Origin of the sequence: Burkholderia sp. 22PA0099 (assembly GCF_047497165.1) — a bacterium.
Taxonomy (GTDB): Bacteria; Pseudomonadota; Gammaproteobacteria; order Burkholderiales; family Burkholderiaceae; genus Burkholderia.
Map to the genome: position 1 here is coordinate 2,631,825 of NZ_CP163164.1, position 18,088 is coordinate 2,649,912.

Sequence of the window (18,088 nt, forward strand, 5' to 3'; positions counted from 1 at the left end):
TCCTCCGGCTATCGATGAGGACCGCATTATTCGGGCGGGCGCGGCGGGCGTCTTGAACGCCATTGCACGGGCCGCCGAGCCGCCGCTTTCGCCAGCTTTCGCCGCTTTGCCGGCACGGCGCGCCTCAGCCGGCCCAGAGTTGCCAGAGCAGCGCCACGTTCAGCGCGAGGATCAGCGCGGTGCTGGCCCAGGTCGCGGCCAGCACCGCGCCACGCACGCGCCAGCGGCCCATCAGCGCCGGGTCGGACGCGAAGCGCACCAGCGGAATCACGGCCAGCGGCAATTGCAGGCTCAACACCACCTGGCTGGCCACCAGCAGTTGCGCCGAGCCGTGATCGCCGAACGCCACCACGGCGGCGAGCGCCGGGCCGATCGCCAGCGCGCGCGTGAGCAGTGCGCGGCGCGTGGCCGTCATGCGCAGCTTCAGGAAGCCTTCCATCACGATCTGGCCGGCCAGCGTGCCCGTCACCGTCGAGTTCAGGCCGCAGGCCAGCAGCGCGGCGGCGAACAGCAGGCTGGCCCAGTCGCTGCCGACCAGCGGCGCGAGCAGGCGGTGGGCGTCGGCGAGATCGTCGATATCGGTGTGGCCGCTGGTATGGAACACGGCGGCCGCCACGATCAGCAGCGCCGCGTTGACCACGAACGCGAAGCCGAGCGAGCCGAACGTGTCGTAGCCGACGCCGCGGATCGTATCGGCGATCGCTGCGTCGCGGTCGTCGCCGGCGGGCGGCACGTGGCGCTTGACCAGCGCCGAGTGCAGATAGAGGTTGTGCGGCATGACCGTCGCGCCCACGATGCCGGCCGCGAGCCAGACCATCCCCGCGTTGCGCACCAGTTCCGGCGAGGGCGTGAAGCCGCCGAGCACGGCGAGCCAATCGGGCCGGGCGAGCGCCACTTCGGCGACGAAGCACAGCGCGACGAACAGGATCAGCGCGGCGACGCAGATTTCGAGCGTGCGATGGCCGCGCCGCTGCAGCGCCAGCATCGCGAACGTGCCGACCGCCGACATCAGCACGCCCGCCAGCAGCGGCACGTGCAGCAGCATTTGCAGCGCGACCGCGCAGCCCACCACCTCGGCCACGTCGCAGGCGATGATGGCCGCTTCGGTGGCGAGCCAGAGCACGAACGTGGTGCGTGGCGCGAGGCGCTCGCGGCACAGCTCGGCCAGATCGCGCCCGGTCACCACGCCGACGCGCGCCGCCACCCATTGCAGCAGCACCGCGATCAGGCTGGCCAGCGCGACCACCACCAGCAGCCGATAGCCGAACTGCGCGCCGCCCGCCAGCGCCGTGGCCCAGTTGCCGGGGTCCATGTAGCCGACCGCCACCAGCGCACCCGCACCGGCGAAGCGGGTCCACGGCGTCGGCGGGCGAAGCCTTGGCGCGGGCGAGGGAAGGGACGGCATCATGGGATCGGACATGGGTTCGGGGCCGGTCAGGTCCGGCGCGTCAGGTCAAGCATAGTGGCGAAACGGGAGTCATGTTCACGAATGATAATTATTCTCATTCTTGTTTGGCAATCGAAAATATCGATCGAGGGGATAGAGAACGTTCGAGGAGAAAACGGGGACGGGGTTAGAGCGTTGTGGGGAGGCGGCTGGCGGGGGAGCGGGACGGTTGGCGCGGCCGGGCGAGGCGCGCCATGAATGCGCCGCCTCCGGGCGATGGCGGCGCAAGTGCCGGACCTGTTGGATCGATCGCTTTACAGAGGTTTATCCAATCTGGATAATTATCCAGTCTGGATAAAGCTGGATAAGGAGGTTCGAATGGGGCGCGATCAACAGGTCTATCACCGGCCGGATTACGCACGCGACATGGCGCGGCAGTTGTTGCGGCCCGGGCCGCTCGAGGTCAACGTACGCTCGGGCGTGTTCTTGTCGGGTATTCGCCGGATCGGCAAGACCACCTTTCTGCGCGAGGATCTCGTGCCGGAGCTGGAGCGCGAGGGCGCCGTGGTGATCTACGTCGATTTGTGGGCCGATCCGTCGAAAAACCCGATGAACCTCGTGCTGGAGGCGGTGCGTGCAACGCTGGCAGCACTGGCCGATGCGTCGTCGTCGCTGCTCGGCCGCTTGTCGCGCCTGAAGGGGCTGAACCTGGGGGCGGCCGGTTTTTCGTTCGGTTTTCAGATCGATGCGGTGGGCGAGGCCGGCGTGGGGGGCGCGACGCTCGCGCAGGCGTTCACGGCGATCGTCGATGCGGCGCGCACCGACGTCGTGCTGATCGTCGACGAGGTGCAGCAGGCGATGGGCGCGGACGGCGGCTCCACGCTGATGCACGCCCTGAAGGCGGCACGCGATGCGGTCAACACGCGGCCCGGCACGCCCGGCTACCTGTTGTTCCTCGGCACCGGCTCGCATCGTTCGTTGATCACGGAGATGGCCACGCGCCGTTCGCAGCCGTTCATGGGTGCGCAGGCTTCGATCTACGCCCCGCTCGACGAGGCCTTCGTGGCCTGGAAGCTGGCCGCGATCCGCGCATTGCCCGGCGCGGCCATCCCGTCGTCCGAGGTTGCAGCGGACGGGTTCCGGCTGCTGGGCTGCCGTCCGGAGGAATTGACCAAGGCGCTGGTCCAGTTGCAGGACGTGGTACGCCAGCGCGGGCTGTCGGCCGATCAGGCCTTTCCGGTGATCTGCGACACGCTCGCGCAGGCGATGGCCGATGTCGAGATGCGCGCCGTGGAGGATTTCGGCGTGCTCGGGCAGGCCGTGTTCGATCTGATCGCGCGCAACGATGCCGATGCCGTGTCGGGGTTGTTCGGCCGTGCGGCGCTCGAAGAATACGCCGCCAGGACCGGCCGCGAGGTCGAGCCCAGCCACGTGCAGAACGTGATCGACAAACTCGTCGAATCGAACCTGATCGCGCGCGCCGGGCAGGGGGCGTACCGCGTCGTCGATCCGTTCGTGCGGCAATACTGGCGAGGCCGGGCGGCCCTGCTGCGCGGCCGGTAGCCCGATCGCCCCTCAAAACCGCGTGCGCATCCCCACCCCCGCGTTGTACCCGTTCGAAAGCCCCGTGGCCGCGTCGTTCAGATACGCGACATACACGTCGGTGCGGCGCGACAGTGGATAGTCATAGCCGACCGTCCAGGTCTTGCGGATCGGGTCGCCGCGCCCCTTGCTCCTGGTGTACATGAACGAGGCCATCGCGTAGCCGGTGCCGAGCGGCACCGACACGCCGAGCTCGCCGCTGTTCGAGGCGATGTCGCCGGTCTGGATCGAATCCTCGATGCGCTGCACCAGGGCGCTGAACTTGGCCACCTTGAAGTCGTAGCTGGCCGCGGCCAGGTAGGCGCTTTGTTGCGTGAACCCGGCGATCAGCGCCTGCAGGTCGCCCGGCGTGACCGAATACTTGACGCGCTGATACGAGAACGCGGCCGCGAACGCGCCGTTCGCGTAGCGCAGGTCGCCGGCCACCTGGTTCGCGCCGTCGTGCCCGGCCTGGTTGCCGGTCGCGTACACGCCGGTGGCGGTGAACCCGGCCAGGGTGGGCGACACATACATGATCGAATTGTTCCAGTTGGTGTCGCCCACCACCATCTGCGCGGGCAGCCCCTTGTACATCTGCACCAGCACCGGCGAAAAGCCGAAACTGTTGCCGAACGGGTTGAAACTGAGCGCGGTCACGTAATACGGCAGCGTGTTGCGGCCGAGCAGCAGCGAGCCCTGCGGCCCCTTGATGCCGACATAGGCGTTGCGGCTGAAGAACGGATCGGCCGCCGAGCGGCCCACCGCGCCGTTGGACGCGCGAAAGAACGATTCGAGCGCGAACACCGCCGAGTAGCCGCCGCCCAGGTCTTCCTGGCCGCCGATGCCCCAGAAGCTGGTGGACATGCCGTTCGAATTCTCGGCCGCGGCGGTCTTGCCGCCGAGCGCGCGCTGCGCCCCGGCGTAGACGTCGACCAGGCCGTAAAGCTGCACGGCGCTTTGTGCCTGCGCGAACGGGCTCGACGCGAGGCAGCCGGCCGCCAGCGCGATCTTCATGATTTTGTTTTGCATGTCTAAGTAATGAGCGTGTGAATGAAGGCGTTTCGGGGTCGCGACGAAGCCGATCGGCCGGCAGCGATCGCGCAGGGTTTGCGTGGCATGTGGGTGCGGGCCGCCCCGCGCGCAGGCGGGATGGGCGGGGATCAGGGAACCAAGGAGTGCGAACGGATTGAGCGACGCGAAGCTCGTGCGCGCCGCTCGCGCGGCGTCAGTCCAGCGCCTCGCCGAGCGTTTCCGGCAGGAAGGCCCAGACGATCAGGGCGGCCAGCAGGAAGAACCCGGCCGTGGCGGCGAGGCCTGTCTGCACGCCGTAGCGTCCGGCCAGCAGGCCGACGGCGGCCGGTGCGAGCGCACTGAGCGCGCGCCCGGTGTTGTAGATCCAGCCCTGCGCCGTGGCGCGGATGCGGGTGGGAAACAGCTCGGCGAAGGTCGGCGCGAAGCCGCTGTAGAAGCCGGTGCCGAAGAACGCCACCACCGGGCCGAGCACGAACAGCCACGACGGCGAGCGCACCCACGTGTAGACCGGCACGGCCAGCGCGGCTGCCACGAAGAACAGCAGATAGGTGCGGCGACGGCCGATCCAGTCGGCCAGATAGCCGAACACCACGAAGCCGACCGCCGCGCCGGCCTGCATCACGACGATCCAGGCGGTCGATTTCATCAGCGTGAGGCCCGAGCCGCCATGCGCGGCGGGCGTGGCCAGATAGGTGGGGATCCACGTGAACAGCCCCCAGTAGCCGCACATCGCCGCGCTCGTGAAGGCCAGCCCGACCAGCGTGTTGCGGCGATACGGACCGAACAGTTCGGCCAGCGTCTCGCGCAGGCCGAGGCGGCGCGTCTGGCGCAGCCACACCTGCGGTTCCTCGGTATGACGCCGCACCCAGAACGCGAACAGCGCGGGCACGATGCCGACGAAGAACACGCCGCGCCAGCCGAAATGCGGCAGCACCAGCGCCGCCACCACGGCGGCCAGCGCATAGCCGGCCGCGAACGCGCTCTGCACCCAGGCCAACGCCTTGCCGCGATGCTCGGCCGGCCAGGTCTCGGACACCAGCGCGGCGCCCGCCGCCCACTCGCCGCCCACCCCGAAGCCGAGCACGAACCGGAACACCAGCAGTTGCTGCACGTCCTGCGACACGCCGCACAGCGCGGTGCCGATCGAGTAGCAGAGGATGCTCATCACCATCGAGCGCGTGCGGCCGATCCGGTCGGCCAGGAAGCCGAACACCAGCCCGCCCACGGCGGTGGCCACCAGCGTCATCGAGGCGACGATGCCGGCCAGCCCCTGATCGAAATGCAGGTCGGCGGCGATGGACGGCATCACCATCGCGAACAGCACCAGGTCCATCACGTCGAGCGCCCAGCCCACATACGACGACCAGAACGCCTGCCACTGCGCCTTCCCCGCGTTCGCGTACCACCGCCCGGCGGCGGCCGGCGGCAGATGTGTCTCACTCCGTTCCATGCGATTCCTCTTATTTTCGAAACTCAAATATCGATGATCGACACGATATGGACTCGGCGTGGTAATTTCCAGCATGGTTAACCACTATCGATACCATGTGTATCGATAAACGATACTGCATGCACTTTCACGAACACGACAGGAACACGACCGCCATGTCCGCATATCAGCTTCATCTCTACGAAGACCGCATCGAAGCCGGCGCCGAGCCGATCTACCTGCCGCGCGCGCCGCGCGCGATCTACGTGGTCGACGGCGACGCCACGCTGGAGTTCGAGCGCGGTGCGCAGCACCAGCCGGGCGGCACCGGCTGGGTGGGCGACGGGCAACTCGCGATTCTGGCCGGCGCCGACGGCGCACGGCTCTGGCGCTGGGAACTGCAAGCGGCCGCGCGCTCGGCCGAGGCCGGGCTGCTGGGCAGCGCGCCGCGTGCGCATTCGGTCTCGAAGCTGTCCGCCGAGATTACGCTCGATCCGGGCTTCGACTGGCTGATGCGTTGCGACCGCGTGGATTTCCCTCCGGGCGGGATCGCGCACACGCATGTGCATCAGGGCCCGGGCATCCGCTGCACGCTGCACGGCGAGATCGCCATCGAGATCGACGGCGCGCGCCACACGCACGGCGCAGGGCAGGCGTGGCTCGAACTGGGCCGGGACCCGGTGCTCGCGCCCACCACGCCGGACGCCGAGACGGCCTTCATCCGCTGCTTCCTGCTGCCCCAGGCATGCCGGGGCCGCAGTTCGATCCGATATGTCAAAATCGAGGACGCACGACGGCCGAAGGATCAGCGCTATCACGTGTTCGCCGAGCGCCTGCTGACGCTCGCGGGCGCCTGATCCGGAGGCCGCGCCGGGCGCCCGCGCGCGGCCTCCGGCCCTCACACGATCATCCCGATACTTCCCCTTCATGGCGACCAACAAAGCAGCAGACAGCGACGACCTCGAACCCGGCGCCCAGGACGACGCGACCTCATCCACCTCGGTGATGTCGCTGCGTCTGCTGGAAACCATCGCCTCCCATCCGCACGAAAGCGCGCTGACGAACCTCGCGCAGGAACTCGGCATTCCGAAGGCGCGCGTGCATCGGCACCTGAGCGCGCTCAAGCGCGACGGCTACGTGACGCAGAACCCCGACACCAGCCGCTACCGGATCGGCTGGCGGATGTTCCTGCTCGGGCGGCGCGCGCTCGATCAATTCGACGTGGTGACGCTGGCCCGCCCGCTGATGGAGGAGTTGCGCGACACGGTGGGGCAGACGGTGGTGATCACCACGGTGTCCGACGAGGGCATGGTGGTGCTCAACATCGTGCCGGGGCGCAGCAAGCTGGAGATCATCTTCCATCCCGGCACGCGCTTCGATTTTCACACCGTCGCGCAGGGCAAGATCGCGCTGGCGTTCGGGCCGCCCAAGCTGCTCGAACGCGTGCTGGCGCAGCCGCTGGCCGCACCCACGGCGCAAACCATCGTCGAGCGCGACCGGCTGTTGCACGAGGTGGCGCTGGTGCGTTCGCGGCAGTGGGCGGAAGCGCCCGAGGAAGCGTTCACCGGCGTCAACGCGCTGGCCGCGCCGGTGTTCCAGTTCGGCAACAAGCTGTTCGGCTCGCTCGCGATCGTCGGCTCGGTGCATTACCTGCCGGCGCAGGCCAGCGAGCGCACGGTGGCCGCGCTGAAGGACACGGCGCACCGCCTGTCGTTGCTGCTCGGAGCGGATGCCGAGGCCGACGCCTCGGCGCGGTGAGGGGCGGGGAAGCCCGGCGCCGGGCGTGGTGGGGATCGGGCGGGGAAGGTGGCGGGGCTTGATTCAGGCCGGTTCAGGCCGGTTCAGGTCGGCTTAATGCGACGTCACGCGGCCCGTGGGTTCGTTGGCCGCCTCGCCGGCTGACGGCGTCACCGCACGCATCGCGCCGGCCGCCTCGAACATGCCGCGCATGTCGAAGCCCGACGGATGCTGATAGACGCGCAGCCCGAACTCCGGCAGCACCGCCAGCAGGTGATCGAAGATGTCGCCCTGGATCGTCTCGTAATCGAGCCACGCCGTGGTGTCGGTGAAGCAGTACAACTCCATCGGAATGCCTTCGGCCGTCGGCGGCAACTGGCGCGTCATGTGCGTCATGCCGGTGTGGATGCGCGGATGCTGCTGCAGATAAGCGTCGCAATACGCGCGGAACGTGCCGAGGTTGGTGAGCTGGCGGCGGTTGCCCGTCCATTCGGCGTCCGCGCCGAGCGCGCCGTTCCATTCGTCGAGCAGGCCGCGCTTGCTCGCGAGGTAATCCTTCAGCAGCTTGAAATGTTCGAGCCGGGCGATCTCGTTCGCGCCGAGAAAGCGCACGCTGGTCGCGTCGATGAAGATCGCGCGCTTGATGCGCCGGCCGCCCGATTCGGTCATGCCGCGCCAGTTCTGGTAGCTCTCGGTGATCAGCTTCCAGGTGGGAATCGTGATGATGGTGCGGTCGAAGTTCGACACCTTGACGGTGTTCAGCGTGATGTCGATCACGTCGCCGTCGGCGCCCGCGCTCGGCATGGTGATCCAGTCGCCGATCCGCAGCATGTCGTTCGACGAGAGCTGCACGCCGGCCACCAGGCCGAGCAGCGTGTCCTTGAAGATCAACATCAGCACCGCCGACATCGCGCCGATGCCCGACAGCAGCAGCCCGATCTGCTTGCCCGTCAAGGCGCCGATCACCACCAGCGCGGCGGTCAGGAACATCAGCAGCTTGACCAGTTGCATCGCGCCCTTCAGCGACAGCGTGGACTGCTCGCGCGGCTTGGTGCGGTGCAGATGCTCGACGGCCGACAACACCGCGCTGACCATCATCGTCGCGAGGAACACCAGCACCGCGAACAACAGCTTGTCGACCACGCGCTCGGCCGGTTCGGGAATCCCGGGCACGGCGCCGAAGCCAAGCTCGAACACCAGGAACGGCACGAGCCGCGACAGCCATTTGAACGCGCCGTACTGGAACAGCACGTCGTCGAAGCGGGTGGGCGTGCGCGCGGCGAACTTGGCGACCACGCGGAACAGCAGGAAGCGGACGGCCGCGGCGATCACGCAGGACGCCGCGACGAGAATCAGACAGCCGACGAGCGGCGCAAACCAGGTTTCATTCATTGATTCGGTACGGAACGGATGATCAGGTCACGGCGGCGCGCCCGCCCGTGTACGGGACGCGGCCGTCTGCGCGGCCGGGGCGGCGCGCGCAGTAGGAAGGCTGTCATGACAGCCGAACTGTGTGTCGGGTTCCCTTGTGGAGGCCGAAGTTTGATGCAGTCGGGGTTTGGCCTCAGCCCGTCAACCCCGGCGTCGCGGCCCCAGAAACGGCAATCTCGCCGCGATCGGGCCGTACAGCTTGGCCACCAGATAGAGCAGGCCGATCGCCACCCCGTCGGCGGTCAGCCCGAGCGGGACGTCGAGATAGCCGTCGGTTTCCCAGTACAGCACCGAATCGACCGACAGCGAGATCGCCGTGCCGGCCACGAAGCACAGCAGCCCCTGCCGGCCGATCGTGCCGATCCACGGCATCAGGCGAGCCACCTTGTGCATCCAGCCGAGGTGCACCAGCTTGGCGGCCAGCCAGGCGAACCCGAGGAAATTGACGAGCCGCACCGCGCCGAGGTTCTGCTTGATCGCCGGATCGGTCGGGAACGGCTCGATGCGCAGCCGGTAATACGCACCCGCGGCCACCACGGCCACTGCCAGCGCCGTGACCAGCACGCCGCGCGGCTGCTTCGACAGCGTGGGGTACACCGGCTGGCAACGCGACAGCACGCCGAGCACGAACATGAACTGCCACGCGAACGGATTGAAATCCCACGGCAGGCCGTCGACGGTCGGCAGATAGCCGGCGATGCGGCGCGCCGACAGCCAACTGAGCAGGCTGATCGCGAGCAGCAGCCACGGCTTGTTGCGCGCCATCGGCAGCGCCAGCGGCACCAGCGCCGCGAAGAACGCGTACATCGGCAGCACCGAGGCCAGATACGGCTGGCGGCGGAACAGCACGATGTCGCGCAGCGCGGCCAGCGGGTGGTGCATCAGGCCTTCGAGATCGTGGGTCGGCATGTTGGGGCCGTCGATCGCGAGCGCGCCGAGCACGGCCGTGATCAGCAGCATCAGCCCGGCCGTCACCAGGAACGCGCGATAGATCTCGAACGCGCGGCGGATGAAGCGCTGGCGCGCGACGGCTTCGGTCTGGCGCTCGGCGAGCGAGTTGTAGGCGATCGCGGTGGCGAAGCCGCCCAGGAACACGAACACCTCGGCCGCGTCGCACAGCGCGTAGGCGTGCAGCGTCACGCGCGACAGGATGCTGCCGCCGATGTGATCGACCACGATCACCATCAGCACCAGCCCACGAAAGAAATCGAGTTCCGCGAAGCGGCCCGGGCGCGGCGGCGGCGTGCTCATGCGCGGCGGCGCCGGGTGGCGCGGAGCAGGGGGAAGAACGGGGACGCTAGCGCGGCGGCGCGCGGCGGGAAACTCGGCATGAAGCGGACGGCGGAAGCGGAAACGGACGTGATTGTGCCACCGTCGGCCCAAGCCCGGCAGATTGGCGCCGGGCGGCGCGTTGCACCATCGCGGCGCGTGGCGTCGGCCATCGCCGAAAAGCCCGTGCGGGCGTGTGTCGTCTGCTTGAAAGCGCGAGCGTCGGCGCACACGAAGTTGGTATTGCGCAACGGCCGCCGCGGGCACCTCGAACGGCGTGGACGGCGCATTCGGGCCGTGACACACTCATCACCGTCATTCACGCTGCCGGCAGCCACCGGGCGTTGAGGCATGAATCGAGGTCCGGCGAACCCAGCCCGCGTCGAGCGGTCTGCCGGGCCATTCCAGTTTTCCGGTTCGGAGACTGTCGACAATGAACAAGCTCCTGCTGCCCGCCGCTGCCGCCACGCTGCTCATGGCGCTGATCACGCCCGCCCGCGCGCAGAGCAGCGTCACGCTCTACGGCGTGATCGACGAAGGCGTGAACTACACCAACAACGTCGGCGTGAACGGCGTCAATCGAAGCGACTACGCGCTCGCCAGCGGCTACGCCCAGCGCAGCAGTTGGGGCCTGCGCGGCGCGGAGGATCTGGGCGGCGGCCTGAAGGCGATCTTCGCGCTCGAAAGCGGCTTCGACGTCAACAACGGCACGGCCAGCAACGGCGGCCGGCTGTTCGGCCGCCAGGCGTTCGTCGGCCTGACCCACGCGCAATACGGCGCGCTGACGTTCGGGCGGCAATACGATTCCGTGGTCGACTACCTGGCGCCGCTGACGGCCGCCGGCAGTTGGGGCGGCCTGCTGATGTCGCACCCGTTCGACAACGACAACGCCGACAACACGGTGCGCGCCAACAACGCCGTCAAGTACGCCAGCCCCGGTTTCGGCGGCCTGAGCTTCGGCGGCGCGTACAGCTTCGGCAACGCCACCGGCTTCGCCAACAACCGCCAGTACAGCGCCGGCGCGCGCTACGACTTCGGCGGCTTGCAGGTCGGCGCGGCCTATCTCGAGGCCAACAACCCGGGCCGCACGGCCGACGGCGCGGTGGCCGCCAACGACGCGAACTTCACGGCCGACCGGCTGCGCATTTTCGGCGGCGGCCTCAACTACACGTTCGGCGAAACCACGGTCGGTTTCGTCTATACCAAGACCGACCTCAAGAACCCGTCCGCCACGGCCTATCTGCCGGCCGGCGCGCTGTCGGGGCTCGGGCTGTCGGCCACCCGCTTCGACAATTTCGAGATCAACGGCAAGTACCAGCTCACGCCGGTGTTCTTCGTCGGCGCGCAGTACACCTACACGAGCGGCACGTTCGATACCGCCGACGGCGCGGCCAAGCCGCATTACCACACGGTCGGGCTGATGGCCGACTACAGCCTGTCGAAGCAGACCGACGTGTATCTGCAAGGCGCGTGGCAGCGCGTCGGCGGCGACCGTTCCGGCGGCGTGATCGACGGCGGCTATCTGGTCGGCACCGACGGGCCGTCGGCCACGGCCAGCCAGTTCTCGGTGCGCGCGGCGATCCGGCACAAGTTCTGATGGAGACTCGGACCCGCTCAGGGCCGTAGCAGTGAAAACACCACCCACTCGGGCGCGGCGCCGTCAGGCGATACGCGCGCGAACTCATGCCGCCGTTCGTAAATCGTCAACGGCCAGCCCTGCGAATACGTTCCGAATACTCGTGCTTTCTGAGCTGGAGCGCGGCGTACGTCGCAGATGGGGATGTTGACGCGATAGGTCTGGCCGACGCCTTCGTTCGGTGGCGTGCCGGGCAACAGCAAGAGCGCCGCCTTCGATGCTTCGCTGTACGACGTGACGGGGTGGGAGTCATTCGCCTCGAATTTGTAGGGCACGATGTAATGAGCCCGTCTCGGTTTTCCGTTCTCCAGGTAAGGCTTGCATCGACTTTTCCTCAAGGCTTGCAAGGCGCTTTCGTCGAGTTGCCAGTGTCCAGTCGACTCGATCATCGTGATGTTTTCGATTTCGCCGGCGACGCTGACCTCGAAGCCGAGCTTTACCACGCCGCGGAATCGGCCGGCGCCCGGAAAGTCGGGCTTGACCATCTGACAAGTTGCGGTCAATTCGGGACGGCCGTTCGGACGCGTGGCAACGGGTGGCCCGGCGGGCCTCGGCGCAGGAGCGGGGGCACTCGAACAGGCGGCGAGCAGCCACGCGCTCGTCAGGAACATGGCGATACGAAGCAAGTGCGGGGACGTTGTCATGGAGCGGCGGGGAAGGACATGTTGGGCCCGCGTGCATCGGGGCGACGCCATCATAACCGCGCACAAGCGCAAATCGGGTCTCCATGAACTTGCAACTAACAGTCGTTCGCGCAACCCCCTCTCGAACGGCGGTGCCCGCCGCTCGAATCGGCATCCAGCGAGCGGGGAGGCATGCCGCCCCGTTTCTCCTGAGCCAGACTCAGGCAAAGCCAGATGGCGCGCCGTGTCGCCTGACGGCACCATCGGCGCGTTCGCCTGTCAGGCGTGTTTCCGGGAGTTTCATATGCACAATCACGGCTCGACGATCGCGATCGTCGTCGCGGTGTTCGCCGTGGCCGGCGTGGTCAAGGGCATGATCGGCCTGGGCCTGCCGACGGTGGCGATGGGCCTGCTGACGCTGGTCATGCCGCCCGCGGCGGCGGCCAGCCTGCTGGTGGTGCCGTCGCTCGTCACCAATATCTGGCAATTGGCGCGCGGCCCGGCGTTCGGCGCGCTGCTCAAGCGGCTCTGGTCGTTGCTCGCGGGGCTTGCCGTCGGCACCTTTGCGGGCGGCCTGCCATCGCTGGCGCATGCCGCGCCGTGGACGCGCATCGCGCTCGGCGCGGTGGTGGCGCTGTACGGCGTATGGGGCCTGGCCGCCGCGCGCCTGCCCGCGCCGGGGCGGCACGAGCGCTGGCTGTCGCCGCTGGTCGGCTACCTGACCGGCGCGGTAACCGCCGCCACCGGCGTGTTCGTGATGCCGGCCGTGCCGTATCTGCAATCGCTGCAACTCGGCAAGGATGCGCTGGTGCAGGCGCTCGGCCTGTCGTTCACGGCCTCGACGATCGTGCTGGCGGCGCAACTGGCCGCGACGTCGAGCCTGCAGGCGTTGGACATTGGCCTGTCGGCGCTCGCGCTGGCGCCGGCGCTGCTCGGCATGGCGGCCGGGCAGGGGCTGCGCAACGTAGTGGGCGAGCGGACGTTTCGGCGCGTGTTCTTCGCGGGGCTGGTGGCGCTCGGGGTGTATATGGCGGTCGGGCCGGCGCACGGTTGACGCGGCGGGTTTGGGGCGGGAAGGCGGCGCGGCGGCAATCTGCGATGCCGGCGCGTGTTATCGGGGCGTGATGCCGAAGCACGTTACCGAGACGCGTTGGCGACGCATGATGTCGAAGCACGGCACCGATGCGCAATTCCGGAGCACACCGCCTTTTCGGCACGCCTTGCGATCGCGCCGAAAACCCCGCATCCTTGACGCCGCCCGCGTCAGCGGGCGACACCTCGCCGGTCTGCGCGTCTGCCGCGCGACCGCTTTCGCTCCCGCTTCTCCATCCCCATGGGACATCAGTCGAACGCATTGCATCTGATGCTCGCCGACCATCTGTCGGACGAGATCGGCCAGGGCCTCTGGACGGCCGGCCAGCGTCTGCCGTCGGTGCGCGATCTCGCGCGCAACCGGGCCGTCAGCGTAACCACGGTGCTGGCTGCCTACCGCACGCTGGAAGACCGCCGCCTGATCGAGAGCCGGCCGAAGCGCGGCTATTTCGTTCTGGCCGCCGAAGCGGCGCCTGCGTCCGCCGTGAAGTCCGGGCGCACGCGTACGGCCGCTGCTTTGCCGTTGACGCTTTCCGAGCCGCAATTCGATCGCGGCCCGCTCGATCACGACGCGCTCAACGAAATGGAAAGCCTGCCCGGCGTCGTGTCGTTCGGCACGGCGCTGTGCGGCGACGCGCTGTTCCCGGTGGAGGCGCTGGCGCGCAGCATCGCGTCCACGGCGCGCCGCCACAGCGGCCTGCTGGCCACGGTGTCGTTCTCGCCGGGCGCCGAGCGGTTGCGCGCCAGCCTCGCCTCGCACGCCGCGAATTGGAATTGCCATATCGGCGCGGACGAGGTGCTGATCACCAACGGCTGCGTGGAAGCGTTCGGGCTATGCCTGCAGACGGTGACCCGGCCGGGCGATGCGGTGATCGTCGAATCGCCGGCTTATTACGGATTCCTCTCGACGCTCGCGCGGCTCGGCCTGCGCGCGCTGCCGGTGCGCTTCGCGGGCCGCGACGCCGCCGCGCTCGACGAGATCACGCGCCTTGCCGGCGAGCAGCGGATCGGTGCGTGCCTGCTGTCGACCGCGGTCAGCAACCCGACCGGCGCGAGCATGACCGACACCGCGCGCGCGGCCTTGGTGGCGCGGCTCGATGCGCTGTCGATTCCGCTGATCGAGGACGCCACGTTCAGCGACCTGCATTTCGACGCCGTGCAGCGCGCGGCCAAATCCTACGACCGCAGCGGCAACGTGCTGCTGTGCAGTTCGTTGTCCAAGACGCTCGCGCCGGGGCTGCGGCTCGGCTGGGTCAGCGGCGGGCGGTTTCATCGCGCGATCGTCGAGCTGAAGCGCACGATGAGCATCGGCCAGCCGTTGATCATTCAGGAAGCGGTGGGACAGTTTCTCGACGGCGGCGGCTACCGGCATCATCTGCGGCGGCTGCGCGCGCAATGCCGCGCGCAGCTCGACGACACCATCGCGTGGCTCGGCGCACGCGCGCCGTCGGGCACCGTGCTTGAAATGCCCGACGGCGGCTATCTGTTGTGGGCGCAACTACCGGAAGGCGTGTCGGCCGAGGCGCTGGCGCGGCGCGCCGGCCGCGAGCGCATCGCGTTCGCGCCGGGCACGCTGTTCGCGCCCGAGCGCGGTTTCGACGACCGGATTCGCCTGAACTGCGGTTATCCGCTCGACGATGCGCGCCGTGCGGCGCTGGCGCGGTTGGCGGGGATGATCGGCGAGGCGGCGTGAGCCGGTATGAAGCGGGGTGACGCGGCATTCGGCGGCGTGCAATGGCACGAAGCGGGACGCTGACCCGACCCAAGCCGTCGCTTAGGCCGCGTCCAGCCGTTCACAGTTTCAGCGTGCCCTGCGACACCAGCACCGCGTGGCCACCGATTTCCAGCCGCCGTTCGCGATCCGGGCCGCGCCAGTAAAGCGTCGCATCGCGGCCGACGTGCCGCCCCTGCATCGCCACCACGTTCGCGGCGTCCTCGCGCCAGTCGCGCAGCGCGGCGATCAGCGCCGCCGCGCAGGCGTTGCCGCCGCCACACGCCGCATCCTCGTCCACGCCGATCGCCGGACCGAACGAACGCACCGCGATATCGCGTGGCGCTTGCGCGGCCGGCATCACGACGGTGACGCCCGATACGCGATGGCGCGCGCTCAGGGCCTCGATCGCCGCTAGATCGGGCGTGAGCCGATCGAGCAGGTCAGGCTGCTCGCCATGCACGACAAGCCAACGCGCACCGGCTTCGACGCAGGCGACGGAAACGACCTCCACCGAAGCGAGGCCGAGCGCCGCGCCCACTTCATGCGCCGCGACCGCATCGAGCATCGCCACCTCCGCCCGCGGCGTGCGAAACCAGATCCTTCCGTGCGCGCCCTCATCCACGCGCATCGTCACCTGCCCGAACGGGCTGCCCTGAACGAGCCGCCCCGGCGACGCCGCGGGCACCGCAACGCGCTGCGTGACCAGCAACGCATGCGCGGTGCCGATCGACGGATGGCCCGCAAACGGCAACTCGCGGCGCGGCGACCAGATCCGCACGCGGTAATCCGCGTCGGCGTCGCCCGGTGTCGCGAACACCGTTTCCGGCATGCCCGTCCACGCGGCCAGCGCGAGCATCGTCGCATCGGAAGGCGTGGCGTCGGCGATCACGACGGCCACCGGGTTGCCGCGCAGCGCCTGCTGCGTGAAGACATCGACGAGACACAGGGCGGCGTTCACGACAGTGACGCCCCGGCCAATGCGACCAGTACCTCGGCGGCGCGCTCGCAATCGGCCTTCGACACGTCGAGATGCGTGGTGATGCGAACCCGCCGCGCATCGAGCGCGCGAATCCGCACGCCGCGCGCGAGCGCTTCGGCGGCGAACGCGTGCGCGTCGAGCCGCAGGCCGTCGAGGTCGAACAGCAGGATGTTGGTGGGCGGCGGGGCGGCGTCGAGCCGGAAGCCGGCCTGGCCGGCCAGCCGCGCTGCGATCAGTGCGGCGTTGGCGTGATCGTCGGCGAGGCGTTCGACGTGGTGGTCGAGCGCGTGCAGCGCGGCGGCCGCGAGCACGCCCGACTGGCGCATCGCGCCGCCGAGCCGGTATTTCCAGACCCAGGCCTGCCGCACGAACTCGCCGCTGCCGCACAGCACCGCGCCCACCGGGCAGCCGAGGCCCTTGCTGAAATCGATCCAGGCGCTGTCCCAGCCCTCGGTGTGGACGGCCGCCGCCGCGCCGCTGGCCACGGCCGCGTTGAGCAGCCGCGCGCCGTCCATGTGGGCGATCAGCCCGGCCTCGTGCGCCACGTCGCGCACCGCGCGCAGCGTGTCGAGCGGCCACACCGCGCCGCCGCTGAAGTTGGTGGTCTGCTCGACCGACACCATCGCCGAGCGCGGCGCGGTGCGCGATGGCGCGCGGATCGCGGCGCGGCATTGCTCGGCGCTGAAGATGCCGTCGCGCGTGGCCAGCGGCGCGATCGCCACGCCCGCGATGGCCGACGCGCCGGCCGCTTCGGTCGCGCAGATATGCGCGCCGGCGTCGGCGATCAGCTCGTCGCCGGGGCGGGTGTGAACCAGCGTGGCCACCAGGTTGCACATCGTGCCCGACGGCATGAACACGGCGTCCTCGTAGCCGAGCAGCGCGGCCACGCGCGCGCAGAGCGCCGTCGTGCTCGGGTCGTCGCCCGATTGCTCGTCGCCCACCGGGGCGGCGGCCATCGCCGCGCGCATCGCGGCGGTGGGGCGGGTTTGCGTATCGCTGTAGAGATCGATCATCGAAGGGTATCGGCGGCAAGGGAATCGTCGGGCACGAACGGCGCGTAGAGCGCGTCGGCGCCGGGGTCGCCGCCGGGCTGCGCGCCGTCGAGGAACGTGGCGGGGCGCAGCGGGCGGCGATCGACGCGCAGGTCGAACACGTCGAAGCGATTGTAGTAGCCGACCACGTCCTGGAACTGCTTCGGCACCACGCATTTCGCCAGGTCGATGTCGGCGTAGACGATGCCTTCCTCGTCGCGCAGCACCTCGCTGATCACGCGCCCGTCCGGCCCGAAGATCATCGACACGCTCTTCGGCGATTCTTCGAGCAGGCGGCGCGCGCGGGCGTCGTCGCGGGCGATCAGGTCGATCGCCTCGGGCGGCAGGAAGCCCGACGCGACGATGTTGAACAGCTTGCCCTCGAACGCATGCGCGCCCGCGCGCAGCCGGATCGCCGCTTCCAGGTCGTAGCCGCCCTCGCCGGGCGGATGGGTGGGCCAGCGCGGCGAGAACGACGACACATGCACGTTCTCGCCCTGCGCCAGCAGCGCGAACCGCGCCAGCGAATTGGTGTTCTCGCCGCACACCAGCGCGCCGATCCGGCCGAGCGGGGTATCCACGACGCGCAGCCCGCTGCCGTCGCCGTTGGCCCAGGTCAGCTTTTCCCAATAGGTCGGCACCAGCTTGCGATGGCGGTTCAGCAGCCGGCCGTCGGCCCCGATCAGCAGGTTGGTATCCCAGATGCAGGCCGGGCTGACGGACGTGCCTTCGTTGATGCCGATCGACACGATCACGCCATGACGCCGCGCGCATTCCTGCAACTGCCGCACCTCGGGGCCGGGCACCGTGATCGCGCTGGAGGCGAGGCGATGGAAGAACTCGTGCACGTCGACCGGCGCGAACACGCCCGACCACACCGGGAACGACGAGACGAACGCTTCGGGGAACGCCACCAGCGCCGCACCGTTGGCGGCGGCCTCGGCGATCAGCGCGCAGGCCTTGTCGACGGTGCGGGGCGTGTCGAAGTAGTAGGGCGCGACGTGGCAGGCGGCCGCGCGAAATGCCGGATAGGTGTTCATGATCGACGGGAGGAAGCGGGTAGCGGGAGAGCGATCATTCTCGGGCGGCTACCGGCCGGTGTCGATGTACAGTGCCTCGCGAAAATGGTGGCACACGGGGGGCTGCT

General features: G+C 69.1%; 15 protein-coding genes. 6 read left to right on the forward strand and 9 right to left on the reverse strand.

Going from position 1 to position 18,088, the window contains the following annotated elements; genetic code table 11:
- Positions 1 to 124: 124 nt before the first annotated feature.
- Positions 125 to 1,408, reverse strand: a complete 1,284-nt coding sequence (locus AB4851_RS11720; RefSeq protein WP_414449174.1) for an Nramp family divalent metal transporter — start codon at positions 1,406 to 1,408, stop codon at positions 125 to 127.
- Between the two features lie 357 nt (positions 1,409 to 1,765).
- Here AB4851_RS11720 and AB4851_RS11725 point away from each other — a divergent pair, with 357 nt between their 5' ends.
- Positions 1,766 to 2,950 carry an ATP-binding protein gene (locus AB4851_RS11725; protein ID WP_414447340.1) on the forward strand — a complete coding sequence of 395 codons (1,185 nt, stop codon included), beginning with the start codon at positions 1,766 to 1,768 and terminating at the stop codon, positions 2,948 to 2,950.
- A 12-nt stretch (positions 2,951 to 2,962) separates the two neighbouring features.
- Here the strand turns inward: AB4851_RS11725 and AB4851_RS11730 are convergent, their stop codons facing one another.
- Both AB4851_RS11730 and AB4851_RS11735 read right to left on the reverse strand, forming a co-directional pair.
- Positions 2,963 to 3,997, reverse strand: a complete 1,035-nt coding sequence (locus AB4851_RS11730; protein WP_414447341.1) for a porin — start codon at positions 3,995 to 3,997, stop codon at positions 2,963 to 2,965.
- Positions 3,998 to 4,193: 196 nt separating this feature from the next.
- A complete protein-coding gene (locus tag AB4851_RS11735) occupies positions 4,194 to 5,450 on the reverse strand; it encodes an MFS transporter (RefSeq protein ID WP_414447342.1) in 1,257 nt (418 codons plus the stop codon).
- A gap of 155 nt (positions 5,451 to 5,605) precedes the next feature.
- Between AB4851_RS11735 and AB4851_RS11740 the strand changes: the two genes are divergently transcribed.
- Together AB4851_RS11740 and AB4851_RS11745 are read left to right on the forward strand one after the other, a co-directional pair.
- Positions 5,606 to 6,286 (forward strand): hypothetical protein, encoded by a 681-nt coding sequence (locus AB4851_RS11740; RefSeq protein WP_414447343.1) that lies wholly within the window; start codon positions 5,606 to 5,608, stop codon positions 6,284 to 6,286.
- 70 nt (positions 6,287 to 6,356) lie between these two features.
- Positions 6,357 to 7,187 (forward strand): IclR family transcriptional regulator, encoded by an 831-nt coding sequence (locus tag AB4851_RS11745; RefSeq protein ID WP_414447344.1) that lies wholly within the window; start codon positions 6,357 to 6,359, stop codon positions 7,185 to 7,187.
- A 93-nt stretch (positions 7,188 to 7,280) separates the two neighbouring features.
- On the opposite strand, the gene AB4851_RS11750 is transcribed toward AB4851_RS11745, so the two are convergent.
- Together AB4851_RS11750 and AB4851_RS11755 are read right to left on the reverse strand one after the other, a co-directional pair.
- The gene (locus tag AB4851_RS11750; protein ID WP_414447345.1) at positions 7,281 to 8,558 is read right to left on the reverse strand and encodes a mechanosensitive ion channel family protein; all 1,278 of its coding nucleotides are present in this window, start codon (positions 8,556 to 8,558) and stop codon (positions 7,281 to 7,283) included.
- Between the two features lie 180 nt (positions 8,559 to 8,738).
- A complete protein-coding gene (locus AB4851_RS11755) occupies positions 8,739 to 9,848 on the reverse strand; it encodes an OpgC domain-containing protein (protein ID WP_414439477.1) in 1,110 nt (369 codons plus the stop codon).
- 451 nt (positions 9,849 to 10,299) lie between these two features.
- Between AB4851_RS11755 and AB4851_RS11760 the strand changes: the two genes are divergently transcribed.
- Entirely contained in the window at positions 10,300 to 11,463 is a 1,164-nt protein-coding gene (locus AB4851_RS11760; protein ID WP_414447346.1) for a porin, read from the forward strand.
- 17 nt (positions 11,464 to 11,480) lie between these two features.
- Here the strand turns inward: AB4851_RS11760 and AB4851_RS11765 are convergent, their stop codons facing one another.
- Positions 11,481 to 11,987, reverse strand: a complete 507-nt coding sequence (locus AB4851_RS11765; protein ID WP_414447347.1) for an energy transducer TonB — start codon at positions 11,985 to 11,987, stop codon at positions 11,481 to 11,483.
- Between the two features lie 442 nt (positions 11,988 to 12,429).
- Here AB4851_RS11765 and AB4851_RS11770 point away from each other — a divergent pair, with 442 nt between their 5' ends.
- Entirely contained in the window at positions 12,430 to 13,179 is a 750-nt protein-coding gene (locus tag AB4851_RS11770) for a sulfite exporter TauE/SafE family protein (RefSeq protein ID WP_414447348.1), read from the forward strand.
- 309 nt (positions 13,180 to 13,488) lie between these two features.
- A complete protein-coding gene (locus AB4851_RS11775) occupies positions 13,489 to 14,910 on the forward strand; it encodes a PLP-dependent aminotransferase family protein (protein ID WP_414447349.1) in 1,422 nt (473 codons plus the stop codon).
- Between the two features lie 100 nt (positions 14,911 to 15,010).
- On the opposite strand, the gene AB4851_RS11780 is transcribed toward AB4851_RS11775, so the two are convergent.
- Genes AB4851_RS11780 through AB4851_RS11790 form a run of 3 tightly spaced genes read right to left on the reverse strand, consistent with a single transcriptional unit; the run spans position 15,011 to position 17,981 of the window.
- Entirely contained in the window at positions 15,011 to 15,889 is an 879-nt protein-coding gene (locus AB4851_RS11780) for a PhzF family phenazine biosynthesis protein (RefSeq protein ID WP_414447350.1), read from the reverse strand.
- Complete coding sequence (locus AB4851_RS11785) at positions 15,886 to 16,923, reverse strand: threonine aldolase family protein (RefSeq protein ID WP_414447351.1); 1,038 nt, start codon at positions 16,921 to 16,923, stop codon at positions 15,886 to 15,888. The genes AB4851_RS11780 and AB4851_RS11785 overlap by 4 nt, the downstream gene beginning before the upstream one ends.
- Positions 16,920 to 17,981 carry a carbon-nitrogen hydrolase family protein gene (locus tag AB4851_RS11790; RefSeq protein WP_414447352.1) on the reverse strand — a complete coding sequence of 354 codons (1,062 nt, stop codon included), beginning with the start codon at positions 17,979 to 17,981 and terminating at the stop codon, positions 16,920 to 16,922. Before AB4851_RS11790 ends, AB4851_RS11785 begins: the two co-directional genes overlap by 4 nt.
- Positions 17,982 to 18,088: the final 107 nt, after the last annotated feature.